We start from the raw sequence: 24501 nt of genomic DNA, 5'->3' as shown, positions 1-24501 counted from the left end.
CCCGTGCACAGCACCCCCGCTCCCGTTAGGTGTTTCTCTTGCTCCGTCAGCCGGCGATCTTGGCTTCGGTCGAGGCACCGAGGTTCTTGATGACCCCGCCGACGACCTGGTAGACGTAGATCGCGTTCGTCTGCGGCTCGCCGTTGTCCTTGAACTTGATCTGCTTCGACGCGCCCTTGAAGTCCTCGGTCTTCAGGAAGTCGTTGATCTTCTCGCCGGTGGTGTTGCCCGCCTTGACCGCGTTGATGATGGCGGTCGCGGCGTCGTAGCCCTCGGTCGCGTAGATCGCCGGGTCGACGTTGAACTTCGCCTTGTACTTGGTGGCGAACTCGTTGCCCGGGGCACCCGCGTCGGGGATGTTGCACGGGCAGCCGACGACGGCGCCTTCGGCGGCCGCGGCACCCGCACCGGAGACCAGCTGCGGGTCGAGCGAACCGTCACCGGTGGCGAAGGTGGCCTTCACGCCACCGTCGCGGAGCTGCTTGAGCAGACGGCCGGCCTGGGCGTAGTAACCGCCGTAGGTGATGACGTCCGGGTTGGCCGCCTTGACCTTCTGCACGGTCGACGAGTAGTCCGACGCGTCCTTGGCGAACTTGTCGCGCTCGGTCGTGATGCCCTTGTCCTTGAAGGTCTTCTCGAACGCGTCGGCCAGGCCGACGCTGTACTCCTGGTCGTCCGAGATGACGTAGGCGTTCTTCGGCGACTTCGCCGTGATGAGGAAGTTCGCGATGCCGGGGCCCTGGTCGTTGTCGTTCGCGACGACGCGGTGCCAGTACTTCCAGCCGTTCGCGGCCAGGCCCGGGTTGGTCGCCGACGGCGACACGCTCGGGACCTTGCCCTGCTCGAGGACACCGCCGACGGCCTTCGACTCACCCGAGAAGGCCGGGCCGATGAGCGCGGTGATCTTGTCCGTGCCGATCGCGGTCTGCACGAGCGAGGTGGCCTGCTCCGGCTTGCCCTGGCTGTCGTAGTTCTTCAGCTCGAGCTTGACCGAAGGATTCGTGGCGTTGTACTCGTCGATGGCGAGCTTGGCGCCGTTGTTGGGCGGGATCACGATCCCGGAGTTCTCACCGGTCAGGTCGCCCATGAACCCGATCTTCAGCGTGCTGCTGTCACCGCTGCCCGACGAGCTGCTGCCGCCGGCACAGCCCGCCAGCGCAAGCGACGTCGCCGCCGCGAGGGCGAGAACCCGTCCAAAACGCACTCCTGACACCGACTACCTCCCATGACCAACCACCGCCGGTAGGCGTTGCCCCCGACACAGGGGCTAGGTTAGGGCAGGAAGATATCCCTCTCGCCCGTCTTGTGCACAGGCGGCCTCACTACTCTGTGTCCACATCGTGACGATCGCAACCGACACGAATTGCACGAAAAGGCGAACGACGTTTCGTTACAGCTCGTCCCTGGTCACGCAGTGATGCTAAGCATCCGGGCGCGTTATGCGAATGGGTGACGTCTGTGTTTCCACAGTATGTCATCGCCCATTTCGACGGCCGGTGCGTGGCCGGTTTCCCCGGTGACCCGCTGTTCACCCTGACGCGGTCCCTTCGGGCGGGGCACCGCCGTAGGGATGCACCTTACGTCCGGTTCGGGCGGCCGGGCGGACCACCCCCGTCCCGGGGCCGGTGAGGTCTGCCCGAAAGGACGTCCGCCCGGGAACGGCTGTCACAACCACCGGTTGTCGTGGACGCCCGGATGGCTGTTGGACCCGTCCCGCTGTCACACGGTTGGCTGAAGGCAGACCGAGGGACAAGGGAGAACGAGATGCGTGAAGTGATCGAGGGTGTCGCCGCCGGGGTGCCGTTCGTGGCCCTGCCGCCGGCGGACCCGGACGCGCCGGCGGCGCTGCTGGCGGGCTGGCACCTGATGGAGGTGCCCGCGAGCGAGCAGGCCTTCGCCGAAGCGGTGCCGATGACCGGGCTGAGGGCGTGGCGGGTGTACCTCGGCCTGCCGCTGACCGGGGCCCGGCTGCCGGAAGGTGGTCCGGCCGAGCTGTTCCGGCTGGCGAGCGAGGACGCCGTGCTCAACGTCTTCGAGCCGGTCACCGAGCAGGCCGTGGCGGAGTTCCCCGCGGCGCTGGCCGAACTGCGCGACCGGCTGCCGGGCGCGGACGGCCCGCTCGGCGTCTTCGGCGGCTCGGCGGGCTCGCTGGTGGCGCTCGAGGTGCTGGCCCGCGGGGACGTCGCCGTCGAGGCCGCGGCGGTGGTCAGCCCGGTCGCCCGGCTGGCGCCGGTGATCGGCCGCAACGAGCGGCTCTTCGACGTCACCTACCCGTGGTCGCCGCGGTCCCGGGCGGTCGCCGACCACTACGACTTCGTGAGCCGGGCCGGTGAGCTGACCACGCCGCTGCTGATCGTGGCGGGGGAAGCGGACGACGCCGCGGTGCGGGAGCCCGCCAGGGCGTTGCGTGAGCGGCTCGGCGACCGCGCGGAACTGGTGGAGATCGAAGGGATGGCGCACGAGTTCGCGCCGGGCTCACCGGAGGCGAAGCACGTCGACGCGGCGTTCACGGAGTGGTTCGGGCGGCGGCTGCGACGCTGAGGTCGTCCGCCGGCAGCCAGGAGTGCGCCGGGTCGTAGGCGCACCAGCCCTCTTCACGGCTGGTGCGCCCGGCCAGCGTCAGCAGCCGCCGCAGCGCCGGGTGCGCCTTCCCGCGCCGCCACACCAGCGACCACGGGAACAGTGGCGACGGCTCGAACGGCAGCACCTTCAGGTTGAGGTCGGGCGCGAGCTCCATGTCCGCGCCGGCGAGGGTGACGCGCCGCTTGCCGTACCGGGTCTGCTCCAGGGTGTGCCGCAGGTCGTAGCTGACGCCGGAGTCGTCGATCGGCACGCCGAACCGCCCGCACAGCTCGGCCACGTACGACAGCCATTCGCCGGGCCCGCTGTGCCCCGGCAGCCAGATCCCGTCGGCGCGCAGCTCGTCGAGGCGCAGGACGTCCAGCACGGCCAGCGGGTGTTCCGGGGCGAGCAGCGCGACCAGCGGCTCCAGCCGGATCGGGCGCTGCTCCAGCTCGTCGGGCAGCGGCCGGCCGCACCCGGTGACCCGGCCGATCGCGACGTCCAGCTCCCCGGACAGCAGCGGCTCGACGGCGTTGGCGAACCCGCGGCCGGCGACCCGCTCGATCCGCAGCTCGGGCTCCCGCTCGGCGAGGCGGCGCAGCAGGAACATCGGGGACAGCCGGAAGTCGACGACGTCCAGGCGCAGTGGCCGGTCGTCAGCGCCCATCGCGGCGACGGCCGCGTCGGCCACCCGCAGCAGCTCCCGGGCGTGGGGGAGGAACCGCTCGCCGTCGGCGGTCAGCTCCACCGTGCGGTTGGTGCGCAGGAACAGCGGGACCGAAAGAGCGCTCTCGAGCCGCCGGATCCGCTTCGACAGCGCCTGCTGGGTGAGGAACAGCGCCTGCGCGGCGCGGCCGAAGTGCCGCTGCTCCGCGGTGACGACGAACGCCCGCACCTGGGCGATGTCGAGGTCCACCGGCTCAGGCGCCCGGCGGGCGGTCCCGGACGACGCACGTGAGCCGCGCGGTGCAGGTGCGGCGGCCCTCGTCGTCGGTCAGCACGATCTCCGCGGTGATGGTGCCGCGCCCGACGTGCAGCGGGGTCGCCACCCCGGTCACCTTGCCGGAGCGGACGGCCCGGTGGTGGGTGCAGGACAGCTCGAGCCCCATCGCCGCGCGGCCGGGGCCGGCGTTCAGGGCGGCGACCGTGGAGCCCAGCGCCTCGGCGAGCACGGCGTTGGCGCCGCCGTGCAGCAGGCCGTAGGGCTGGAGGTTGCCCTCGACCGGGATCGTGCCGACCACGCGTTCGGGCGTCACTTCGACCAGCTGCATCCCGACCTTGTCGTTCAGCTGCTGGTCGGCGGCCGCCGGGTCGATACCCGCCAGCCGGTCCACGTCGATGTGGGCGGCACCATCGGTCACGCAACGCTCCTCTGCTGATGCGACACGTAAGAGTGTCGGACCCCCAGCCTAGACTCGGGCACGTGAGCCCGAGTGAGAAGACGACCGTTGCCAACGCCACAGGAACGACCGCAGTCGCGGAGCGCCCGAAGCTGCTCCTGATCGACGGCCATTCGATGGCCTACCGCGCGTTCTTCGCGCTGCCCGCCGAGAACTTCAGGACCAAGACCGGGCAGGTCACGAACGCGGTCTTCGGGTTCACCTCGATGCTCATCAACCTCCTGCGCGACGAAGCGCCGACCCACCTCGCGGTGGCGTTCGACCTCTCGCGCAAGACGTTCCGGTCGGAGACCTTCGCCGACTACAAGGCGAACCGCAGCGCGACGCCGGACGAGTTCCGCGGCCAGGTGGACCTGGTCCGCGAGGTCCTGGACGTGCTCGGCATCCCGTCGCTGACGAAGGAGAACTTCGAGGCCGACGACATCATCGCCACGCTCACCACGCAGGCCACGGCCGAGGACTTCGACGTCCTGATCTGTACCGGCGACCGTGACGCGCTGCAGCTGGTCACCGGCCAGGTCACCGTGCTGTACCCCAAGCGCGGCGTCTCGGAGATGACCCGGTTCACGCCCGAGGCCGTCGAGGAGAAGTACGGCCTCACCCCGCAGCAGTACCCGGACTTCGCGGCGCTGCGCGGCGACCCCTCGGACAACCTGCCGAACATCCCCGGCGTCGGCGAGAAGACCGCGGCCAAGTGGATCAAGCAGTTCGGCTCGCTCGACGACCTGATCGACCGGGTCGACGAGGTCAAGGGCAAGGCGGGGGAGGCGTTGCGCGCGCACCTCAGCTCGGTGCAGCTGAACCGCCAGCTGACCGAGCTGATCCGGGACGTCGAGCTGGAGGTCGGCCCGTCCGGGCTGGAGCTGCGCCCGTGGGACCGCGAGGCCGTGCACGCGCTGTTCGACGAGCTGGAGTTCCGCGTGCTGCGGGACAGGCTGTTCGCGACCCTGCAGAGCGCCGAGCCGGAGGCCGACGAGGGCTTCGAGGTCTCGGGTGACGCGCTCGCCCCCGGCGCGCTGGCCGCCTGGCTCGCCGCGCACGCGGGCGAAGGCGAGTCGGTGGCGCTGTCCTTCCGCACCACGGGCGCGTCCGTCCGCTCCGACCTGCGCGCGGTCGCCTTCGCGACGTCCGACGGCGAAGGCGCGTACGTCGACGTCACGGCGATGGACCAGGCCGACGACGCGGCGCTCGCCGCCTGGCTCGCCGACCCCAAGATCCGCAAGACCGGCCACGAGCTCAAGGTCCCGTTGCACGCGATCCGCGCCCGCGGCTGGGTCGTGGCGGGGCTCGGCATGGACACCGCGCTGGCCGCGTACCTGGTGCGGCCCGGGCAGCGCACGTTCGACCTGGACGACCTCGCGCTGCGCTACCTGCACCGCGAGCTGCGCTCGGAGACCGACGGCGGCGACGGGCAGCTGTCGCTGCTCGACGGCGGCGCGGAAGGCCTGGAGCAGAAGGAGATCCAGGAGGAGCTCGTCAAGGCGCGGGCCGTGTTCGAGCTGGCCGGCGCGCTCGAGAAGGAGCTCGAAGAGATCGGCGGCGCCCGGCTGCTCGCCGAGCTTGAGCTGCCGCTGCTCGAGGTGATCACCGAGCTGGAGATCGCCGGGGTCGCGGTCGACCTGGAGCAGCTGACCACGCTCGAGGCGCATTACCTCTCGCGCGTCACGCAGGCCGCCGAGGCCGCGTACGAGGTCATCGGCAAGCAGATCAACCTCGGCTCGCCGAAGCAGCTGCAGGTCGTGCTGTTCGACGAGCTCGGCATGCCGAAGACCAAGCGCACCAAGACCGGCTACACGACCGACGCCGAGGCGCTGCAGGGGCTGTTCGAGAAGACCGAACACCCGTTCCTGCAGCACATGCTGGAGCACCGGGACGCCACGAAGCTGCGCACCACGGTCGAGGGGCTGATCAAGTCCGTCGCCGACGACGGCCGGATCCACACCACGCTGCTGCAGACGATCGCGGCCACCGGGCGGCTGTCGTCGACCGAGCCGAACCTGCAGAACATCCCGGTCCGCACCGAAGAGGGCCGCCGCATCCGCGACGCGTTCATCGTGGGCACCGGCTACACCGAGCTGATGACCGCGGACTACAGCCAGATCGAGATGCGGATCATGGCGCACCTCTCCCGCGACGAGGGGCTCATCGAGGCCTTCAACAGCGGCGAGGACCTGCACACGTTCGTGGCGTCGCGGGCCTTCTCGCTGCCGCCGGAGGAGATCACGCCGGAGCTGCGCTACCGCGTCAAGGCGATGTCGTACGGCCTCGCGTACGGGCTGTCGGCGTACGGGCTCTCACAGCAGCTGCGGATTTCGACCGACGACGCCAAGTCCCAGATGGAGGCGTACTTCGACCGCTTCGGCGGCGTGCGCGACTACCTCCTTTCGGTCGTCGGCATCGCCGCGAAGAACGGGTACACGGAGACGATCTTCGGCCGCCGCCGCTACCTGCCGGACCTCAACAGCGACAACCGCCAGCGCCGCGAGATGGCCGAGCGGATGGCGCTGAACGCCCCGATCCAGGGCAGCGCGGCCGACATCATCAAGGTCGCGATGCTCAACGTGCACAGCGCGATCGTCGAGGCGAAGCTGCGGAGCCGGATCCTGCTGCAGGTGCACGACGAGCTCGTGCTGGAAGTCGCCGAGGGCGAGCGCGAGCAGCTGGAGAAGCTGGTGCGCCAGGGCATGGGCTCGGCCTACGAACTCGCGGTACCGCTGGAGGTTTCGGTCGGCTACGGCCGGTCCTGGAACGACGCGGCCCACTGAGTCCGGCCGCCTGACGAACCCCGCGCCGTCTGCCGGTGCGGGGTTCGTCCACGTCCGGGGGACGGTGCCTACGCTGCGTCGCCGCCGGAATCACCGGGTCGTGGGGCGGGACTACTCGGCCGGACGGCGCCCCGCGCGGCGTGTCCGGACGAAGCTGAGTGGCCCGAACGGCCCACCCGGGTCCCGGCCGAAAGGACCACCGTCATGGCCACCGACTTCCAGCGGCGCAAGATCTCCGGCGTGTTCGGCGCGATGGACGCCGACGACGACGGCTTCCTCACCGAGACCGACTTCCGGGCCCTCACCACGAGATGGCTCGACCTCCGCGGCACCGACGACAGCACCGCCGAAGGCCAGAAGCTCGCCGCCATCATGATGGGCTGGTGGGGCACCCTGCTCGCGGCGTCCGACCGGGACCGCGACGGGAAGGTCACCCTCGACGAGGTCCTCGACGTCGTCGACGAGCTGCCCGGGATGGCCGGCGCGGTCACCGGCACCGCCGACGCGATGTTCGAGGCCGTGGACGAAAACGGCGACGGCGCCATCTCCGCGGCCGAGTACCACCAGCTGATCGAGGCCTGGAACGGCACCGAAACCCCGACCGACGAGGTCTTCGCCCACCTCGACCTCGACGGTGACGGCCGGCTCTCCCGCGAGGAGTTCACCGGCCACTGGCTCGAGTTCTGGGCGGGCGACGATCCCGCCGCTCCGGGAAGCTGGGTTTTCGGTCGCGTGTGATCCGCTCAGCGGGACTCCATTGCGACGAACGGCGGACGCCGTTCGGGTGAGGTGTTACCGCTGGGTAGCGGGTCCCGCGCCGCTGCGTCGCGATCACGGCGTAGGGTCCGCCGAATGGGGTTCGAGCGTGAGCGACGACGCTGGCGGGTCCGGCTGCACGACGAACTCGGCCGGCTGTGCGGCGCGGGCACGGTACTCGACGAGTACCACGTCCTGACGAGCGCGCACGTCGTCGAGACCGCCGGCGGCCCGCGATCCGCGTTGAGCGTCGACTTCGTCGGCCTGGCCGAGGCGTTGCCCGGCACGGCGACCGTCGTCGAAGGGTGCTGGGTGCCCTCCGACGGCGGTGGCCGTGGCGACCTCGCCCTGCTGCGCCTCGAACGTCCCGAGTCCCGCGTCTTCCGCGCGCCGCTGCACCGGATGCCGCTCGGCGACCACCAGCTGGTGCGCGCCTTCGGGTTCCCGCCCGGCTCGGTCGGCCGCTGGACCCACGCGCGGCTCGGCGGTCCCGAGCACCCCGGCGGCCCCGGCGGCGAATGGGTGCGCCTGCTGCGCACCGCCGAAGCCGAGTCGCTCGGCCCCGGTTTCGGCGGCACGGCCGTGCTCGACGAGGCCACCGGGCACGTCGTCGGCATGGTCGTCGGCAAGGACACCGGGACCTGGATGATCCCCGTCGAGACCATGCTCGGGCACCTGCCCCAGCTGAGCATCTGGACGTCCGGCGGTCCCGCCGTCGACGCCAGTTTCTCCCGCCCCGTCGGCGAAGCCGTCGACGTCTCCTTCGTGCAGCGCGTCGTCGACTGGTTCTCCAAGGCCGAGCCCGGCACCGTCTGGGTCGTCGACACCGGCGAGGCCGGCTCGCCGGTCGCGGCGGCACTGCGCTTCGGCATCGTCCTCGCCGACCGTGAACGTTCGCTCGGCGTCCCCGGGCTGCCGCCGGCCCTCGGCCAGATGCCGCCGGCGGGCAGCGTCGACCTCGCGGTGGACGCGACCGGCCGCACCGCCGACGCCGTCCGCCACCGCATCGCCGAACGGCTCACCACCGGCGTCGCGGGCCGCACGCTCGTCGTCGACGCGATCGACGACTCCGCCGAACCCGACCGGCTCGTCGGCGAGGTGCTCGGGCCGCTCGCCGGGCGCGCGTCCGAGCTCGGCATCCGGCTGCTGCTGGGCTTCCGCGAGGAAACGTCGCCCGGGGTGGCGGCCGTGCGGGCGAGCACGGACCGCGCCCGTCCGGCGCCGGACGACCTCGCGGGCCGGCTCGACCTGCTGACGCAGTCCGTGGAGGAGCTCGCCGAGATCGAGGCCTACCAGTTGCGGGTCGCGACGCGCTTCACCGGCGTCGCGATGCTGCCCGCGCGGGCCCACCGGCTGCGCGGCGCCCTCAAGCAGCTCCGCTCGGCCGAGGTCGACGGCGACGCCGAGTGGGTCGAGAAGCACATCGACGGCCACGAGCACGCGGTCGCCCCGGCGGTCGAGGACGGCCGCCGCCAGCGCGCGGTGCTCGACGGTCTGGTCGCCCGCCGCGAGGAGCTGCGCGCCCGCCTGGCCGGCGACAACGAGCTGGCCCGCGAACACGGCATCGCGGACGACCCCGACCTGGAGCAGGTGTACGTCCCGGCGAAGCGCCTGCTGATCGACGGCCCCTGCGAGCTGACGGCGGCGGCCACCGCGGTGGACACCTACGCAGCCGCGGTCCGAGCCCGCATCGAAGACCGCACCTGATTTTCCGCGCGGTGCAAGGAAGTCCGTGAATGTCGCATTGAGGGACTTAGAGTCCCTCAATGCGACATTCACGGACTTCGAGGTCCGGAACTGTCGGTGCCGGGCGGTAGCGTGGAAGACGGGGGGCGGCGCCCTGCGGCTGCCGCGAAGACCCGGCCTGTGGTGGCGCGGCTACCTCCGGCCCAGGCCGCGGATCAGCACCATCACCGCTTCCCGGACCTCCGCCCGGGTCCGCTCCGGGCCGAACACCTGCCAGTCCAGCGCCACCACCAGCATCGTCCCGAACAAACCTGCTGCCGCCGTCGGGATCTGGACTCCGTCCGGGAGCCGGCCGGCCTCCTCCAGACGGGACAGCTGGCCCTTCACGATCGAGATGATCTCCTCGCGCAGCAACGAAAGCGTGCCGTGCCACTGGCCGGGCGTGCGCCACAGCTCGCTCACCAGGATCTGCGAAAACCCCGGGTACTGGGCGATGAACTCCAGAGTCACGTCGATCTGTGCCTCGATCACCTCGAGGGGATCCGCGTCGGACACCGCCGAGCGCAGCCGAAGAGCGAGCGTGTCGACGCCGTAGCGCAGCAGGCCGTCGACCAAGCCGTCCTTCGAACCGAAGTTGTAGTAGACGGTGCCCTTCGCGACGCCGGCCTCGGCGGCGATGTCGTCGACCGTGAGACCCACCAGGCCCCGGCTCTTCGAGAGCCGGAGCGTGGCCTCGAAGAGCTTCTGCTTGGTCCCGCCGCTCACAGGCTCAGCTCGGGCTTGAGCGCCGACACCGTCCAGACCCGGCGTTTGCGCGCGGCCAGCGTGGACACCAGGATACCGCCGGCCAGGTAGGCCAGCAGCACGCCGATGTCGCCGAGGATCTGCACGGTGGCGCCACTGTAGAACAGGTGCCGGAAGCCGTCGATCGCGTACCCCATCGGCAGCACGATGTGCAGCGGGTACAGCGCGTCCGGGATGGTCTGCCACGGGAACGTGCCGCCCGCGCTGACCAGCTGCAGCACCAGCAGCACCAGGCCGAGGAACTTGCCGACCGCGCCGAAGAAGCTGTTGAGCGCGTGCACCACCGACGTGAACGTCAGCGACACCAGCACCGCGAAGCCGATCGCGCCCAGCGGGTGCGCGATGTGGATGCCGACCAGCCACGTCACCGCGCCGAACAGGACGATCACCTGCGCGACGCCGAGCAGCGCCGAGGACAGCCAGCCGCCGACGGCGACCCGGAACGGCGCCGCGCCCGCGGTCAGCGCGCGCGTCGAGAGCGGGCGCAGGATCAGGAACAGCACGAACGCGCCGATCCAGGTGGCCAGCGAGATGAAGAACGGCGCCAGGCCCGCGCCGTACGTCCCGGCCGAGGACTCGCCGTTGGCGTTGACCGCCACCGGGTCCGCGATGGTGTTGGCCGTCGCCGCGCGGGTCGGGTCGTCCGGGTTCGGGATCTCCTTGAGCCCGGCCGAAAGTCCGTCACGCAGCTTCACCGCGCCGTCGGCGAGCTGGTTCGTGCCGGTGACCGCGGTCTTCTCGCCGTCGTTCAGCTTCGCGGCGCCGTCCTTGAGCTGGTTCGCGCCGTCGGACGCCTGCGCGATGCCGTTCGCCAGCTGCGGGGACGCGGCGGCGAGCTTGGCCGCGCCGTCGGACACCTGCTTGGCGCCGTCGGCCAGCTTCGCGAGGTCGCCATTGGCCTGCTGGATCTTGCTGTTCGCCTGGTCGACGGGGGAGCGCAGCTGGTCCGCGCGCGCCACGATCGCCGTGATCTGGTCCTCCGGCACCCCGGCGTTGCGGAGGTCGGTCTGCAGCTGCGTGCGGTAGCTGTCGAGCTTGCCCTGGATGTCGGACGACGCGGTCGCGGCCACCGACGCGGCGTCGGCCACCTTCTGGTCCCCGGCGGCCACCTGCGACGCGCCGTCGGCGAGTTTCTGCGTCTGGGACGGGAGATCCGCGGTGCTGCTCTTGAGCGTGCCCAGGCCGGTGGCGAGCGTCGACGAGCCGTCGGCGAGCTGGGCCGCGCCACTGGCCAGCTGCTGCTGGCCGGACTTCAGCTGCGTCGCGCCGTCCGCGAGCTGCGACGCCCCGGTCGACGCCTCCTGGATCTTCCCGTAGATGGTGGAGAACCCGACCAGGAACCGGTCCGCGGCCTCGCTGCCGACCTTCTCCGCGATCGTCTTGCGCACCTGCTCGGCGACCTGCTTCGCGATGGTCCCGGACAGGTAGTTGTTGGCGTCGTTGGTGGTCAGCGTGATCGTCGCCTGCTGCGGCTGGAAGTTGCCGACGGACAGCAGCGCGGCGGAGAAGCCGCTCGGGATGCCGATCGCGAAGGAGTACTTGTCGTCGCGGACGCCGTCACGAGCGTCCTTTTCGGACACTTCGTGCCACTGGAACGTGCCGGACTTGACCAGCTCGTCGGTCACCTCGCGCCCGACGTTGCGCTGCTGGCCGCTGGCGTCCTGCGCGCCCATGTCGCTGGTGAAGACGGCCGCGGGCAGCTTGTCCAGGCGGCCGTACGGGTCGTAGTTCGCGTAGAGGTAGAAGGACGCGTAGAGCAGCGGCACCAGCACGAGCGCGATCAGCGCCAGCTTGGGCATCGTGCCGGTGGAGAGGCGCCGCAGTTCGTTGCGGGCGATCCGGAGGGCGTTCATGCGAGGTCTCCGTCAGGGCTCTCGGCGAGCTCTTCAGTAGGGGGTGCGGGAGTGAAGTTCTGTGGCGCCGGCTGCTCGGCCGAGCCGATGCGCGCGGGCGCGAAGGGCAGTGCGGACACCGGCGTCGTCGCGGTCAGCACGACCACGGCCAGCCCACGCTCGGCCTGTTCGCGGGCCAGCCCGGCCCAGCTGTCGACGTCGCTGGTGTGCCGGTCCGGCGTGTCGAGCACGAGGACGCGCACGCCCTTGCGGACCGCGGCCAGCTCGGTGAGCAGCCGGGTGCGCAGGGCGGGCGCGAGGTTTTCGAACCGGGTGCCGGCGAACGGCGCCGCGTCGTGCTCGGTGAGCCAGCGGGTGACGTCCTCCTTGCCCGCCGGGCGGTGGGCCAGGGCCAGCTCCTCGCCGACGACCACGCGCAGGCTGACCGCCTCGTCCGGGTCGCTGACCCCGGGCGCGTCGACGACCGCGACCAGCTGGGGGAGGCCGGCGTCGGAGCCGTCCACCGTGACCGTGCCGGTGCTCGGCTTGAGCCGCCCGGCGAGCGCCAGGCCGAACGCGGTGACGCCGACGCCGGGTTCGCCGTGCACGATCGCCAGGTCGCCCTCGCCGACGGTCAGCGAGGTGGGCGGTAACAAGGTGCCGTGGTGCCCTTCGAGGGACACCCGATCGGCTCGGACCTGCACGGGGGACTCCAGCGTCTGCGACTTTTGAACTGACCGGTCAGTTCAAAAGCTAGCCCTCGTGGGGGTGCGGAGCAAGATCACCGGACGCACGTCACACAAGTGGGTGACTCACCGCAGGGCGCCCGCCGGGCGCACCTCCCACGTCGTCCACAGTGGACGATAGCCCTGCCGGTGCCAGAACACCGAGGCCAGCGGGTTGGTCGGGTTGTAGTAGAGGTACGTGCCGGTCGCGCCGCCGGTGCGCAGCTCCTGGTGCACGCGGGCCATCAGCGCCCGGCCGAACCCGCCGCCCCGCTCGCCGGGCGCGGTCACGACGTTGTTCACGTAGCCCCAGCGTCCCGGCGGCAGCAGCTCGGCCGCCGCGCTGCCCGCGGTCGCGTCGATCCACGCGCAGTGCGCCATCGCCTGGACCACGCCGCCGTCCTCGGCCAGCCAGACCGCCGGCTCCTCGGCGTCGAGGGCCTCCCGCAGCGCGGGCGCCAGCAGGTCGGCGGTGTTCGCGCGGCGGGGCGCGGCGACGAGGCCGGTGTAGTCGAACGTGGCCGTCGCCAGCTCCAGCGCGACGGCGAAGTCGTCCGGCCCGGCCCGGCGGACGACTTCGACGTCGCAATCCGGGGGCGGCGGCGGCGCGGTCCGCACGCCCAGCGCGCCGAGCGGGACCAGGCCGTGGTCGAGGAAGGCGCGGATCGCCTCGGCGTCCCGGCTGGGCCAGACGACGGCGCACGCCGAGTCGTCACCGGTCTTCTCGCCGTCGAGCAGGCCCCGCAGCGCGCGCAGGAGCAGGTCGAGGCCCTCGGTGCCGGTGTCGCCGAAGTACGGGAAGAGCTGCCAGGTGTCGGCGGCCGACCACAGCGTCGAGACGTCGCCGGGGCCCAGCCGGTGCCGCTGCAGCACCCCGGTGACCTGGGTGCCGTCCGCCGTCGCCGCGTCCAGCCGCACGCCGTCGGCGGGTGGCGCGGCGGGCGGCAGCAGCGCGTCGACGGCCGCGAAGCGTGCCCTGCAGGCAGCGAGCAGCGGCTCGGCGATGTCCATGGTGCCCCTCTGGTCGTCGGTCAGGACCAGGCCGGTCGCCGGATCCACATCGTCCACAGTGGACGATAACCCTGCCGGTGCCAGAACACCGGGGAGAGCGGGTTCGCCGGGTGGTAGAACAGGAACGTACCGCGCACCTCGTACGACAGCAGGGCCCGATGGGCCGTCGCCATCAGGGCCCGGCCGACCCCGCCGCCGCGCGCCGCCGGGGCCACCGACAGCGTGTCGACGTACCCCCAGCGCCCGGGCGGCAGCCTGCCGTGGATGCTGTCGCCCGGCACCGGCGAGGCCAGCGCGCAGGCGGCCAGCCCGGCCGGCACCCCCTCGTCCTCGGCGAGCCAGGCCAGGCCGCTGAAGCGCAGGTGGCGCCGGACCTCGGCGAGCAGCAGCGGCCGCGCCCCCGGCCGCCGCACCGCGGTGCCGACCTGGGACGTGTAGCGCCACTCGGCCAGGCGCAGCTCGGTGATGGCCTCGGTGTCGCCGTCCCCGGCCTTCCGGACCGGCACCCGCGCCGGGCCCGGGCCCGGCGGCGGGTCCGGCGGCCGGACGGCCAGGCAGGTCAGCGGCGCGAAGCCGTGCGCGAGCAGGACCGCGGACGCCTCGTCGTCCCGGCTCGGCCAGGCCAGCGTGCAGCCCGAGTCCGGGCCGGCGCCCGAGCCGCGCATCCGGTCCCGCCACGCGCCCAGCAGCGCCGCGAGGCCCGCGGCGCCGCTGTCGCCCGGCACCGCGGTCAGGTCCCAGATCTCCAGCGGGCCCCACAGGGCGGGCCACGACCCCGGCGCGTGCGTGACGCGGGTCAGCAGGCCGCCCGCCCGCCGGCCGCCCACGCTCGCCAGCAGCGGCTCGCTCGCCCCGTGTGGGGGCGCGATCGGCGGGAGCAGCGGGTCGAGCGCGGCGAACGCGGCGTTCTGCTCCTGCTCGAGGGGCGTCACGAGCGGTGCGTGCGGAAGATCGCGGTGCCCGGGAAGAGCCGGCCGCGCAGCGGGCTCCACTGGCCCCAGGTCCGCGTGTGGCCCTCCGGCCACTCGGGTTCGACGAGGTCGGTGAGGGTGAACCCGGCCGCGGCCAGCGCGCGGACGTAGTCGCCGAGGGTGTGGTGGTACTCGACGTAGGTGGCGGTGCCGTCGTCGTCGACCTCGACGTAGGGCGTGCGGTCGAAGTACGGCTGGGTGACGGTGAGCCCCTGCGGGCCCGGGTCGTCCGGGAAGATCCACCGCATCGGGTGGGTCACCGAGAACACCCACGGCGCGCCGGGCCGCAGCACCCGGCAGACCTCGGCGAACACGGCGTCGACGGACGCCACGAACGGGATCGCGCCGAACGCCGAGCAGGCGGCGTCGAAGCTGCCCGACGCCAGCGGGAGGTACTCGGCGTTCGCCTGCACGAGGGGCACGGCGAGGCCGGTGCGGGTGTTGCCCTCCTGCGCGTGGCGCAGCATGCCGGCGGACAGGTCGGTCGCGACGGCGTCGGCGCCCTCGGCCCGCAGCCAGCGCGCGCACGCGGCCTGCCCGCAGCCGACCTCCAGCACGCGCTTGCCGCGGACGTCGCCGAGCAGCCGGGCGTCCGCCTCGCGCACGCCCTCCGGGCACCAGACGAAGTCGGCGTCGCCGAGGAACCCGCCGTGCTCGGCCTGGTAGTCGTCGGCGTCGGCGTCCCACCAGGCGAGGTTCGCGGCCGCGGCCTCCGGCCCGCCGACCTCGCGGTAGGCGACGGCGGTGGTGCCCAGCGCGTGCTCGGCGGCGTCGTGGCGCCCCGGCGCGGCGGGGTCGTTCGGTGGCATGATGGTGTCTCCGGTCCCGGCCGCCGGTGCCCGCTCCACCCGCGTCCTCCTGCGTGCGTTTGCCTTCGCGAGGACCTTAGCGATCGCCGGGGGACCCTGATTGTGCCGCCTAGCGACTGCCGCGTAGGATAAGTGTTAGCGCAGTGGGTTCGCGCTGCCTTCCGCTCAGCTTCTGGTTGGGACTCGGGTCGCGCACCGTTTGCGGGTCATGCCGCGGTCGTTCACTGGTGGACGTTTGCTTGCAGGGTCGTCGCATGCCGTAACACCCCATCGCGCCGACAACTGCCAACCCTCGATTCCCATCCACCGGAGCAACCCGCCTAATGACCATCGACACCGCCACCGCCCCGACCGCCCCGAACGCGGCCCCGCAGGTCGCCATCAACGACATCGGGTCGGAGGAAGACTTCCTCGCGGCTATCGACAAGACGATCAAGTACTTCAACGATGGCGACATCGTCGAAGGCACCATCGTCAAGGTCGACCGCGACGAGGTCCTGCTCGACATCGGCTACAAGACCGAGGGCGTCATCCCCTCGCGTGAGTTGTCCATCAAGCACGATGTCGACCCGGCTGAGGTTGTCACCGTCGGCGATGAGGTCGAAGCCCTCGTTCTCCAGAAGGAGGACAAGGAAGGCCGTCTGATCCTGTCCAAGAAGCGCGCGCAGTACGAGCGCGCCTGGGGCACGATCGAGGAGCTCAAGGAGAAGGACGAGCCCGTCAAGGGCACCGTCATCGAGGTCGTCAAGGGCGGCCTCATCCTGGACATCGGCCTGCGCGGCTTCCTGCCCGCGTCGCTGGTCGAGATGCGCCGCGTCCGCGACCTTCAGCCGTACGTCGGCCGCGAGCTCGAGGCGAAGATCATCGAGCTGGACAAGAACCGCAACAACGTGGTCCTGTCCCGCCGCGCCTACCTGGAGCAGACCCAGTCCGAGGTGCGCAGCGAGTTCCTCAACGCGCTCGCCAAGGGCCAGGTCCGCAAGGGCGTCGTGTCCTCCATCGTCAACTTCGGTGCCTTCGTGGACCTGGGTGGCGTCGACGGCCTGGTGCACGTCTCCGAGCTGTCCTGGAAGCACATCGACCACCCGTCCGAGGTCGTCGAGGTCGGCCAGGAGGTCACGGTCGAGGTCCTGGACGTCGACATGGACCGCGAGCGCGTCTCGCTGTCGCTGAAGGCGACCCAGGAAGACCCGTGGCGCCAGTTCGCCCGCACCCACGCGATCGGCCAGATCGTGCCGGGCAAGGTCACCAAGCTGGTTCCGTTCGGTGCGTTCGTGCGCGTCGAAGAGGGCATCGAGGGCCTGGTCCACATCTCCGAGCTGGCCGAGCGCCACGTGGAGATCCCGGAGCAGGTCGTCCAGGTCAACGGCGACGTCATGGTCAAGGTCATCGACATCGACCTCGAGCGCCGTCGCATCTCGCTGTCGCTGAAGCAGGCGAACGAGGGTGTCACGCCGGACACCGAGTTCGACCCGACCCAGTACGGCATGGCCGCCGAGTACGACGCCGAGGGCAACTACATCTACCCCGAAGGCTTCGACCCGGACACCCAGGAGTGGCAGGAAGGCTTCGACAAGCAGCGTGAGGAGTGGGAGCGCCAGTACGCCGAGGCGCACACTCGTTACGAGGCCCACATGAAGCAGGTCCAGAAGGCCGTCGAGGCCGACGCGGAAGCCGCGGCGGACGCGGCGACCGGCATCGAGGGTGGCGCGGAAAGCTACACCTCGGGTTCGGCCCCGGCCGACACGAAGAGCACCGGTGGCACCCTCGCCTCCGACGAGCAGCTCGCGGCCCTCCGCGAGAAGCTCTCCGGCGGTGCGTGAGCACTAGCTCTCTGAACCACAGCGAACCCCGGGTCCGGAAACGGCCCGGGGTTCGCTGCGTTCCAGCCCCGGCTCCTGGGTTTCACCCCGAACCACGCGAGTCACGTGTCTGGTCACACGAGCTACGGCCCGGAACACGAGTCGCCGCAGGCCTCGCCCGGTCGGCTCCCCCGCCGGTCGACGCGGGCCGCTCGCTCTGCCCGTGCGCCCCAATGTGGCGTTGGTTGCGTCCGACGCACCGAACGCCACATTGGGTGCGTTGGATGCACCGAACGCCACATTGGGGCGCATCGCGGGCCGGTGGCGGAGCCGGTGAGCCCGGTACGTCAGCGGTCGCGCAGGCCCAGGCCGGTCATCATCGCGATGACACCCCGCCGGTACATCTGTGCGTTCGCGTCGTCCGTCGGGGGGATGAACCAGTCCGGCAGCGCGGTGCGGGAGGCGAGCATCAGCTCCGCCCCGACCAGGCCGTGCATGGCCGTCCACAGCTGGTACGCCGCGGTCTGCGCGTCCGTGCCCGGGGGGCTGACCCGCCGGACGCGGTCGATGAACAGGCCGAACGTCGTCCGCACCACGGCCGAGCGCAGCGCCGGGTCGGGGTCGAAGCCGGGGACCGGGCGCTCGAACATCAGCGCGTAGCGGGCCGGGCTTTCGCGGGCGAAGAGCCGGTACGCCATCGCCAGGTCGAGCAGGTCCGCGATGCCGTCCGGGCTTTCCGGCGGCAGCGCCTCCAACGCCCCGTGCAGCGACTCGAAAGTGCGCTCGTACAGGGCGTCGAGCAGGCCCGAGCGGCCGCCGAAGCGGGTGTACACCGAGATCGTCGACGCGCCGGCGGCCTCGGCCACCCCGCGGACGGTGAGAGCGGTGACGCCCCGGTCGAACAGCACCGCCAGCGCCGCGTCGAGGTAGCGCTCGCGGTGGCCGTGCTCGGCCGGGCGCATCGACACGTGCCTGGTGGCCACGACGCCCCCCCTTCGCAGCAGCCGCGCACAACGGCGTCCGGGTTACCCACCCGCAGCAGAAGATACGATATCCGCGGCGTCTTGGGAATGCGCCCGATGTCCGGATGTGCGGCATTCCCGTCCGGCGGGCACCGGTCCGGCCCCCGGGAACCCTGGCAACGTCGGGAACACCGACGAAAGGGTTCCCCGATGACCGCCACCATCTCCGTCCCGGACACCGCGCTGGCCCGCGAGGCCGCCGACCTCGTCCGCGACACCGCCGGCCCGCTCCTGTACGACCACTCCTCGCGGGTCTACCTCTTCGGCGCGCTGCAGGGCGCGCGCCGCGGGCTCGCCTTCGACGCCGAACTGCTCTACGTCGCCGCCCTGTTCCACGACCTCGGCCTGGTCGAGGGCCACCGCACCGGCCGCCGCTTCGAGCTCGACGGCGCCGACGAGGCCCGGCGCTTCCTGCTCGGCCACGGCGTCGACGCGGACCGGGCCCGGATCGCCTGGACGGCCATCGCGCTGCACACCACCCCGGGCATCCCCGAGCACATGGAACCGGAGATCGCGCTGGTCACCGCCGGGGTCGAGTACGACGTCCTCGGCATCGGCTACCACGACCTGCCCGCGGACAGCCGCGCCGCGATCGTCGCCGCGCACCCGCGGCCGGACTTCAAGCGCCGCATCCTCGCCGCCTTCACCGACGGTATCCGTGACCGGCCCGACACGACGTTCGGGAACGTCAAGGCCGATGTTCTGGCCCGGTTCGTGCCAGGCTTCGAGCGGCAGGACTTCGTCACCACGATCTTGGACTCACCCTGGGAGGACTGACCCGGATGGCACACCCCGAGCCCGGCACGGTCGTCGTCACCGCGAGCGGCGGCGGCACGTACACGCAGCAGGTCAGCACGGCGGGACACACGCTGCTGGCCGACGAGCCGGTGTCCGTCGGCGGGGCCGACGCCGGCCCGAACCCGTACGAGCTGCTGCTCGCGTCGCTGGGTTCGTGCACCGCGATCACGCTGCGGATGTACGCCGATCGCAAGGGCATCCCGCTGACCGGCGCGACGGTCCGGCTGCGGCACGACCGCGTCCACGCCGAGGACTGCGAGAAGTGCGAGACCGAGCACGGGATGCTCAGCCGGATCACCCGGGAGATCGAGCTGGACGGCGACCTCGACGACGACCAGCGCGCCAAGCTCATGCTGATCGCGGACAAGTGCCCGGTGCACCGCACGCTGTCGTCGGAGATCGTGATCGAGACGCGCGAAACCGGCCGCTGAACGAGGTGGGTCAGGCGGCCTGCGCCGTCACGGGCCGCGCGGTGGCGACGCCGACGGCCGGGACCCAGATGCGTTCGATGGCGGCCAGCCGGGCCTTGCGGCGGAGGCCCGCGAAGCTGTGCTTCGCCGGGACGAGCAGGGTGCTCAGCCAGGTCCGCCGGTAGTCCTCGAGGGCCGTGGCCACGGAGTGGTGAACCATGCAGTGCACCAGCCCCGGCGTGCCGAGCCGGTGCTTCCCGGCGTGCTTGCTGTCCGCCATCGTTCCTCCGTGTGGGCGACCTACGCGGCGCACGGTACGCATCTGGACCGATGAAGGTGGGTAAGCAACGCGGCGTGTCCGGATTTCGGTTGAGTCACGCGTCACGTTCGGCTTGCGCATCACCCGTCCGTGTGCGGCCTGCTGTGATCGACGTCCCCCGGCGGTCACCGGGGCCCGTGACTAGGGTGATCGGCATGTTGCGTGTGGGGCTGACGGGTGGCATCGGGGCCGGCAAGTCGACCGTGGCGAACCGCCTGGCCGAGCACGGCGCCGTGCTGGTGGACTCCGACAAGATCGCCCGCGAGGTGGTCGAACCCGGCTCCGAGGGGCTCGCCCGGCTGGTCGAGGAGTTCGGCACGGAGATCCTGGCCGCCGACGGCTCGCTCGACCGCCCGGTGCTCGCGGCCAAGGCGTTCGCCGACGACGAGTCGCGCCGCCGGCTCAACGCGATCGTGCACCCGCTGGTCGGCGCCCGCACCGGCGAGCTGATGGCCGCCGCGGCGCCGGACGCGATCGTCGTCCACGACATCCCGCTGCTGGTCGAGGGCGGGCTCGCGACGGCGTACCACCTGGTCGTCGTGGTCGACGCGCCGGTCGAGGTGCGGGTCCGGCGGCTGGTGTCGGCCCGCGGGATGGCCGAGCCCGACGCCCGCGCGCGCATCCGGGCGCAGGCCAGCGACGAGCAGCGCCGCGCCGCCGCCGACGTCTGGCTCGACAACGGCGGTCCCGAGGACGCGGTCCTCGCCGACGTCGACGCGCTGTGGGCGGACAGGCTGGTGCCGTTCGAGGCGAACGTCCGGCTGCGCCGCCCGCGCCCCCCGATGTCGCCGAAGATCGCCGAGTACGACCTCACCTGGCCGCAGCAGGCCGAGCGGGTGCTCGCCCGGGTCCGCGCCGCGACGGGGGAGCTGGGCCTGCGGGCCGACCACATCGGGTCGACGTCCGTGCCGGACCTGCCGGCCAAGGACGTCCTCGACCTCCAGCTCACGGTGTCCACTTTGGCCGACGCCGACACGCTGTCCGAGCTGCTTTCCGACGCCGGTTTCCCGCGCCTGGCCGGCGACTGGGCCGACGACGCCCAGGACGGCGACGGCACCTGGCCGAAGCGGCTGCACGTCGGCGCCGACCCGAAACGGCCGGTGAACCTGCACGTCCGGTCCCGGGAGACGCCCGCGTGGCGCCTCGCGCTGCTGTTCCGGGACTACGTGCGCGCGCACCCGAACGAGCGGGACGACTACCGCGACGTGAAGCTGCGGCTGGCCGAGGCCCATGCCGACGACGGCCACGTCGCCGACTACGCCGACGAGAAGCAGGACTGGGTCAACGGCGCGTTCGTCCGCGCCGAAAAGTGGGCCGAGACGACCGGCTGGACGCCCTAGGAACCGAGCAGCCCGCGCTCGAACGCGACGGCCACGGCGGCCGCGCGGTCCTTCACGCCGAGCTTCGCGTAGACGTGGATCAGGTGCGTCTTGACCGTCGCCTCGCTGATGAACAGCTTCTTCGCGGTTTCCTTGTTCGACGAGCCGCGCGCGACCAGCGCCAGCACCTCCAGCTCACGCTGGGACAGCGGCTCCCGCGCGGGCTCGCGCATCCGGCCCATCAGGCGCCCGGCCACCGCGGGGGAGAGCACGGCCTGCCCGCGGGCGGCCGCCCGGACCGCGCGGAACAGCTCTTCGCGGGGCGCGTCCTTGAGCAGGTAGCCGGTGGCGCCCGCCTCGATCGCGGGCAGCACGTCGGAGTCGGTGTCGTACGTGGTCAGCACCAGGACGCGCGCCGGGTTGCCCAGCCGCGCGAGCTCGCTGATCGCCGTGACGCCGTCGGTGCCCGGCATCCTCAGGTCCATCAGCACGACGGCGGGACGCAGCCGCTCGGCCAGCGTGACCGCTTCGGCGCCGTCGGCCGCCTCGCCGAGCACCTCGAAGCCCTCTTCGCCGCCGGCGGGTTCCGCGGACAGGATGCCGCGCAGGCCGTCCCGGACGATCGGGTGGTCGTCGGCGATCAGCACGGTGATCGTCATGCGCGGGCCTCCGGGGGCAGGGGCACGGCGGGCAGGGCGACGGAGATCGCGGTCCCGGCGCCGGGCTCGGACTCGACGTGGAGCGTACCGGCGAGGCGGCGCACCCGGCGGCGCATGCCCGGCAGCCCGAAGCCGCCGTCCGCCGCGGCGGGCTCGAAGCCGGCGCCGTCGTCGCGGACGTCGAGGGTCACCTCGTCGGTCATGTACGACAGCGTGACGCCGACCCGGCTCGCCGCGGCGTGCTTGTCCACATTGGACAGAGACTCCTGGGTGATGCGCAGGATCGTCGCCTCGATCTCGGGGTGCAGCCGCGCGGGGTCGCCGGTGGTGGTGACCGTCGCGGGCACGCCGGTCCGCTCGCCCCACCGCTGCGCGACGTCGGTCAGCGCGTCGAGAAGCGTTGCGGTGTCGAGGGGTTCGGGGTGCAGCGCGCGCACCGAGCGCCGCGCGGCGGTGAGGTTCTCGCGGGCGAGCGCGGACGCGGAGTCGAGGTGCCGCTGCCACTCCGCCGGGTTCTCCTTGGCCAGCGCGGCCGCCTCGAGCTGGGTGATGATGCCGGTGAAGCCCTGCGCCAGGGTGTCGTGGATCTCCTGGGCGAGCCGCTGCCGCTCGTCGAGCATCCCGGCTTCCCTGGCCTGGCTGAGCAGCTGCCGCTGCAGGCCTTCGTTCTCCGCGTATGCGGCGGCCAGCTCGTCCAGCGTGCGGCGGCGTTCCTCGTTCTGCCGGGCGACGGCCGTCGACAGCAGCCCGCCGCCCCCGATGGCCGCGGTCTGCACGATCATGATCGTGATCCAGATGCCCGGCTTGTCGGCCAGCGCGTGGATCGGGCCGCCGTTGCCGAGGGTGTTGATCAGCAGGGACGTCGCCGCCAGCGCGACGAAGGCGAGCCAGGTGGGCCGCACCTGCATGGCGATCAGGAACGCGTAGATCATGAAGATGAGGAACGTGACGTCCCGGACCTCGAGGAAGCTGCCCAGCCCGATCACCCCGAGGAAGGTGACCAGGGCGAACACCGGCTTCTCGCGCAGCCGCACGGGCGCGAGCACGACCATGCCGAGCACCCACACGGCGGTCGTGGCGACCAGGATGCCGGTGGTCGTCCACCAGTGGCTGTCGTGGCCGCCGACGGCGAGGGTGATCGCCGTCGCGACCGCGAGCAGGAGACCGGGGACGTACCGCTCGATCCGGCTCAGCCACGGCTGCCAGCCGGTCGGCTCCTGCGCCGTGAGCGGCGGCCACAGCGGCCGGTTCCAGTCGAACCCGGCGGTCACGCGCGCATGTCCTTGAGCTCCGGCCAGATCTCGGCCCAGCCCGCCGTGCGGCCGGTGAGCAGCCAGACCGGCAGGTGCGCGCTCGCGTTGCGGACGCCGAGCCGGTTGCCGACCTGGCCGACGATCCGCGTGTCCCGGAAGGACTTCGCCGCCTTCGACGGGTCGTAGCCGACGAACAGGACGTTGTCCGCGGTGTCGTCCGGCTTGCCGAAGTACCAGAAGCCCCGGCTGGGGCTGTACGCCTCGGGCAGGCCGTGCTCGGGTCCGTACCGGCCGAGCGCGCCGGCCTGCCAGTACCCGCCGGTGACGATCGCGGTGCCCGGCGGCGCGGTCCGGTACAGCGCGGCGACGTCGGCGGCGAGGTCGGGCCAGCCGATCTCCTCGGCGGCGTAGACGGGCCGCGGTGCCTCCGGGTGGTCGGCGAGGAAGTGCGCGGGCCACACCGGCAACGTGAACGGCAGGCTGAACAGCGCGGACAGCACGAACACCGGCCAGGTCGGCACCCACCGCCACCAGGACGCCGGTTCACGCGCTTCCAGGTGCACGGCGGCGGCCGCCCACAGCACGCCGAACATCCCGGCCGCGTAGTAGAACCGCCCGTTCGCGACGAGGAACACCGCGACCACGCCCAGCGCCGTCCAGCCGAGAAACCGGTACGGCCGCAGCTGTTTGCTCCCGATCAGCACGACGACGCCGTAGAGCACCCCGAGCGCCCCGATCACCCAGCCCGCCCCGGCCAGCAGGTCGGGGACGAAGCTCTCGCGCCCGCCGGCCGCGTCCACCTCGGCGCCGACCGCGTCGCCCATGCCCAGCTGCGGCCAGCCGTTCGCGCGCTGCCACAGCACCGTCGGGACCAGCGAGCCGGCGGCGATCAGCGCGCCCAGCCAGAGTTTCGGACGGCGCACGAGTTCTCGTGGGCCGACGGCGAGGAGCGCGAGCCCGGCCACCACCCAGAACGCGGCGATGAGCAGCTTGTCGTTGAGCGCCACCGCCGTCACGACCCCGAGCCAGACCAGCAGGGTGTCGTGGCGGGTGCGGACCCAGCGGACCACCAGCCACAGCACGAGCGTCCACAGCAGCGGGTCGATCGTCGACGTCGCCAGGTAGTGGCCGCTGCCGACGAACTGGCCGCAGATCGCGTACGCCGCCGCGGCCCGGGTCTGCGCCTTGCGCCGCCCGCCCAGCTCGCGGGCGATCAGCGCCGTGACGACGACCCCGCCGGCCGTCGCCGCGATCGCCGGCAGCCGGAACACCACCAACGACCCCGGCGCGAGCCGGTCCATGGCCCAGGCGAGGAACGGCACCAGCGGCGGCTGGTCGGCGTAGCCCCAGGCCAGGTGCCGTCCCGCGGCGAGGAAGTAGAGCTCGTCACCGAAGTAGCCGTAGCGGCCGGCGGTGAGCAGGAGGGCGACCGCGACCCCGGCGGCGAGCAGGGCCACCGGCAGCCGGGCGAACCGCGCCAGCTCGGCTTTCGCCTGGTCGGGGGCCGTGGCTACGGCGTCCATCACGCTCCTGTCGGTCGGCGGCGCCGGTCCCTTCCGCACCCTACGTCGCCCGGCTCGGCGGCAGCGGGCGGAGGG

At 72.2% G+C, this 24501-nt stretch carries 22 protein-coding genes; 8 read left to right on the top strand and 14 right to left on the bottom strand.

The window, feature by feature from the left end; translation table 11 throughout:
* Positions 1-46: 46 nt before the first annotated feature.
* A complete protein-coding gene (locus VA596_RS28285; protein ID WP_323331217.1) occupies positions 47-1204 on the bottom strand; it encodes a branched-chain amino acid ABC transporter substrate-binding protein in 1158 nt (385 codons plus the stop codon).
* Positions 1205-1764: 560 nt separating this feature from the next.
* Here VA596_RS28285 and VA596_RS28280 point away from each other — a divergent pair.
* The gene (locus VA596_RS28280; RefSeq protein ID WP_323331216.1) at positions 1765-2541 is read left to right on the top strand and encodes an alpha/beta hydrolase family protein; all 777 of its coding nucleotides are present in this window, start codon (positions 1765-1767) and stop codon (positions 2539-2541) included.
* Here VA596_RS28280 and VA596_RS28275 read toward each other — a convergent pair.
* Together VA596_RS28275 and VA596_RS28270 are read right to left on the bottom strand one after the other, a co-directional pair.
* Entirely contained in the window at positions 2507-3478 is a 972-nt protein-coding gene (locus VA596_RS28275; RefSeq protein ID WP_323331215.1) for a LysR family transcriptional regulator, read from the bottom strand. The two genes, VA596_RS28280 and VA596_RS28275, sit on opposite strands and share 35 nt — an antisense overlap.
* Positions 3479-3482: 4 nt before the next feature.
* The gene (locus tag VA596_RS28270) at positions 3483-3923 is read right to left on the bottom strand and encodes a PaaI family thioesterase (RefSeq protein ID WP_323331214.1); all 441 of its coding nucleotides are present in this window, start codon (positions 3921-3923) and stop codon (positions 3483-3485) included.
* A 62-nt stretch (positions 3924-3985) separates the two neighbouring features.
* Here VA596_RS28270 and polA point away from each other — a divergent pair, with 62 nt between their 5' ends.
* The 3 genes from polA to VA596_RS28255 all read left to right on the top strand — a co-directional run bounded on the left by polA (position 3986) and on the right by VA596_RS28255 (position 9190).
* Positions 3986-6727 (top strand): DNA polymerase I, encoded by a 2742-nt coding sequence (gene polA, locus VA596_RS28265; protein ID WP_323331213.1) that lies wholly within the window; start codon positions 3986-3988, stop codon positions 6725-6727.
* Between the two features lie 204 nt (positions 6728-6931).
* Positions 6932-7465: an EF-hand domain-containing protein gene (locus VA596_RS28260; RefSeq protein ID WP_323331212.1), complete on the top strand. Its 534-nt coding sequence runs from the start codon at positions 6932-6934 to the stop codon at positions 7463-7465.
* A 114-nt stretch (positions 7466-7579) separates the two neighbouring features.
* On the top strand, positions 7580-9190 hold the full coding sequence (locus VA596_RS28255; protein WP_323331211.1) for a S1 family peptidase: 1611 nt from the start codon (positions 7580-7582) through the stop codon (positions 9188-9190).
* 171 nt (positions 9191-9361) lie between these two features.
* On the opposite strand, the gene VA596_RS28250 is transcribed toward VA596_RS28255, so the two are convergent.
* The 6 genes from VA596_RS28250 to VA596_RS28225 all read right to left on the bottom strand — a co-directional run bounded on the left by VA596_RS28250 (position 9362) and on the right by VA596_RS28225 (position 15321).
* Positions 9362-9934: a TetR/AcrR family transcriptional regulator gene (locus VA596_RS28250; RefSeq protein ID WP_323331210.1), complete on the bottom strand. Its 573-nt coding sequence runs from the start codon at positions 9932-9934 to the stop codon at positions 9362-9364.
* Positions 9931-11826 carry a YhgE/Pip domain-containing protein gene (locus tag VA596_RS28245; protein WP_323331209.1) on the bottom strand — a complete coding sequence of 632 codons (1896 nt, stop codon included), beginning with the start codon at positions 11824-11826 and terminating at the stop codon, positions 9931-9933. The genes VA596_RS28250 and VA596_RS28245 overlap by 4 nt, the downstream gene beginning before the upstream one ends.
* Positions 11823-12509: a P-loop NTPase family protein gene (locus VA596_RS28240; RefSeq protein WP_323331208.1), complete on the bottom strand. Its 687-nt coding sequence runs from the start codon at positions 12507-12509 to the stop codon at positions 11823-11825. Before VA596_RS28240 ends, VA596_RS28245 begins: the two co-directional genes overlap by 4 nt.
* Before the next feature lie 108 nt (positions 12510-12617).
* Entirely contained in the window at positions 12618-13541 is a 924-nt protein-coding gene (locus VA596_RS28235; protein WP_323331627.1) for a GNAT family N-acetyltransferase, read from the bottom strand.
* Between the two features lie 20 nt (positions 13542-13561).
* Positions 13562-14473: a GNAT family N-acetyltransferase gene (locus VA596_RS28230; protein ID WP_323331207.1), complete on the bottom strand. Its 912-nt coding sequence runs from the start codon at positions 14471-14473 to the stop codon at positions 13562-13564.
* Entirely contained in the window at positions 14470-15321 is an 852-nt protein-coding gene (locus VA596_RS28225; protein WP_323331206.1) for a class I SAM-dependent methyltransferase, read from the bottom strand. Before VA596_RS28225 ends, VA596_RS28230 begins: the two co-directional genes overlap by 4 nt.
* A 323-nt stretch (positions 15322-15644) precedes the next feature.
* Here VA596_RS28225 and rpsA point away from each other — a divergent pair, with 323 nt between their 5' ends.
* On the top strand, positions 15645-17144 hold the full coding sequence (gene rpsA / locus VA596_RS28220; RefSeq protein ID WP_323331205.1) for a 30S ribosomal protein S1: 1500 nt from the start codon (positions 15645-15647) through the stop codon (positions 17142-17144).
* A gap of 326 nt (positions 17145-17470) precedes the next feature.
* On the opposite strand, the gene VA596_RS28215 is transcribed toward rpsA, so the two are convergent.
* Positions 17471-18085, bottom strand: a complete 615-nt coding sequence (locus VA596_RS28215) for a TetR/AcrR family transcriptional regulator (protein ID WP_323331626.1) — start codon at positions 18083-18085, stop codon at positions 17471-17473.
* Positions 18086-18295: 210 nt separating this feature from the next.
* Between VA596_RS28215 and VA596_RS28210 the strand changes: the two genes are divergently transcribed.
* Both VA596_RS28210 and VA596_RS28205 read left to right on the top strand, forming a co-directional pair.
* Positions 18296-18922: an HD domain-containing protein gene (locus VA596_RS28210; protein WP_323331204.1), complete on the top strand. Its 627-nt coding sequence runs from the start codon at positions 18296-18298 to the stop codon at positions 18920-18922.
* A 5-nt stretch (positions 18923-18927) separates the two neighbouring features.
* A complete protein-coding gene (locus VA596_RS28205) occupies positions 18928-19374 on the top strand; it encodes an OsmC family protein (RefSeq protein ID WP_323331203.1) in 447 nt (148 codons plus the stop codon).
* Positions 19375-19384: 10 nt separating this feature from the next.
* On the opposite strand, the gene VA596_RS28200 is transcribed toward VA596_RS28205, so the two are convergent.
* Entirely contained in the window at positions 19385-19633 is a 249-nt protein-coding gene (locus VA596_RS28200) for a hypothetical protein (RefSeq protein WP_323331202.1), read from the bottom strand.
* Positions 19634-19827: 194 nt separating this feature from the next.
* Between VA596_RS28200 and coaE the strand changes: the two genes are divergently transcribed.
* Positions 19828-21012, top strand: coding sequence for a dephospho-CoA kinase (gene coaE / locus VA596_RS28195; RefSeq protein WP_323331201.1), 1185 nt, complete (start codon positions 19828-19830; stop codon positions 21010-21012).
* Here the strand turns inward: coaE and VA596_RS28190 are convergent.
* From VA596_RS28190 to VA596_RS28180, 3 genes are read right to left on the bottom strand one after another with little or no spacing between them, the layout of a single operon-like run.
* Positions 21009-21650 carry a response regulator transcription factor gene (locus VA596_RS28190; RefSeq protein WP_323331200.1) on the bottom strand — a complete coding sequence of 214 codons (642 nt, stop codon included), beginning with the start codon at positions 21648-21650 and terminating at the stop codon, positions 21009-21011. The two genes, coaE and VA596_RS28190, sit on opposite strands and share 4 nt — an antisense overlap.
* A complete protein-coding gene (locus tag VA596_RS28185) occupies positions 21647-22921 on the bottom strand; it encodes a sensor histidine kinase (RefSeq protein ID WP_323331199.1) in 1275 nt (424 codons plus the stop codon). The genes VA596_RS28190 and VA596_RS28185 overlap by 4 nt, the downstream gene beginning before the upstream one ends.
* Positions 22918-24426: an ArnT family glycosyltransferase gene (locus VA596_RS28180; RefSeq protein ID WP_323331198.1), complete on the bottom strand. Its 1509-nt coding sequence runs from the start codon at positions 24424-24426 to the stop codon at positions 22918-22920. The genes VA596_RS28185 and VA596_RS28180 overlap by 4 nt, the downstream gene beginning before the upstream one ends.
* Between the last annotated feature and the right edge of the window lie 75 nt (positions 24427-24501).

The organism is Amycolatopsis heterodermiae, from assembly GCF_034929455.1.
GTDB classification, from domain to species: Bacteria; Actinomycetota; Actinomycetes; order Mycobacteriales; family Pseudonocardiaceae; genus Amycolatopsis; species Amycolatopsis heterodermiae.
The sequence above is the reverse complement of the archived record's forward strand: the minus strand, read 5'-3'. Positions and strand labels throughout refer to the sequence as shown.

Bases quoted from the DNA above. Each gene is read 5' to 3' on its own strand.
- VA596_RS28280 (WP_323331216.1), top strand. From the start codon at position 1,765: ATGCGTGAAGTGATCGAGGGTGTCGCCGCCGGGGTGCCGTTCGTGGCC.
- VA596_RS28260 (WP_323331212.1), top strand. From the start codon at position 6,932: ATGGCCACCGACTTCCAGCGGCGCAAGATCTCCGGCGTGTTCGGCGCG.
- VA596_RS28255 (WP_323331211.1), top strand. From the start codon at position 7,580: ATGGGGTTCGAGCGTGAGCGACGACGCTGGCGGGTCCGGCTGCACGAC.
- VA596_RS28245 (WP_323331209.1), bottom strand. From the start codon at position 11,826: ATGAACGCCCTCCGGATCGCCCGCAACGAACTGCGGCGCCTCTCCACC.
- VA596_RS28235 (WP_323331627.1), bottom strand. From the start codon at position 13,541: ATGGACATCGCCGAGCCGCTGCTCGCTGCCTGCAGGGCACGCTTCGCG.
- VA596_RS28225 (WP_323331206.1), bottom strand. From the start codon at position 15,321: ATGCCACCGAACGACCCCGCCGCGCCGGGGCGCCACGACGCCGCCGAG.
- rpsA (WP_323331205.1), top strand. From the start codon at position 15,645: ATGACCATCGACACCGCCACCGCCCCGACCGCCCCGAACGCGGCCCCG.
- VA596_RS28215 (WP_323331626.1), bottom strand. From the start codon at position 18,085: ATGCGCCCGGCCGAGCACGGCCACCGCGAGCGCTACCTCGACGCGGCG.
- VA596_RS28210 (WP_323331204.1), top strand. From the start codon at position 18,296: ATGACCGCCACCATCTCCGTCCCGGACACCGCGCTGGCCCGCGAGGCC.
- VA596_RS28205 (WP_323331203.1), top strand. From the start codon at position 18,928: ATGGCACACCCCGAGCCCGGCACGGTCGTCGTCACCGCGAGCGGCGGC.
- VA596_RS28200 (WP_323331202.1), bottom strand. From the start codon at position 19,633: ATGGCGGACAGCAAGCACGCCGGGAAGCACCGGCTCGGCACGCCGGGG.
- coaE (WP_323331201.1), top strand. From the start codon at position 19,828: ATGTTGCGTGTGGGGCTGACGGGTGGCATCGGGGCCGGCAAGTCGACC.
- VA596_RS28190 (WP_323331200.1), bottom strand. From the start codon at position 21,650: ATGACGATCACCGTGCTGATCGCCGACGACCACCCGATCGTCCGGGAC.
- VA596_RS28180 (WP_323331198.1), bottom strand. From the start codon at position 24,426: ATGGACGCCGTAGCCACGGCCCCCGACCAGGCGAAAGCCGAGCTGGCG.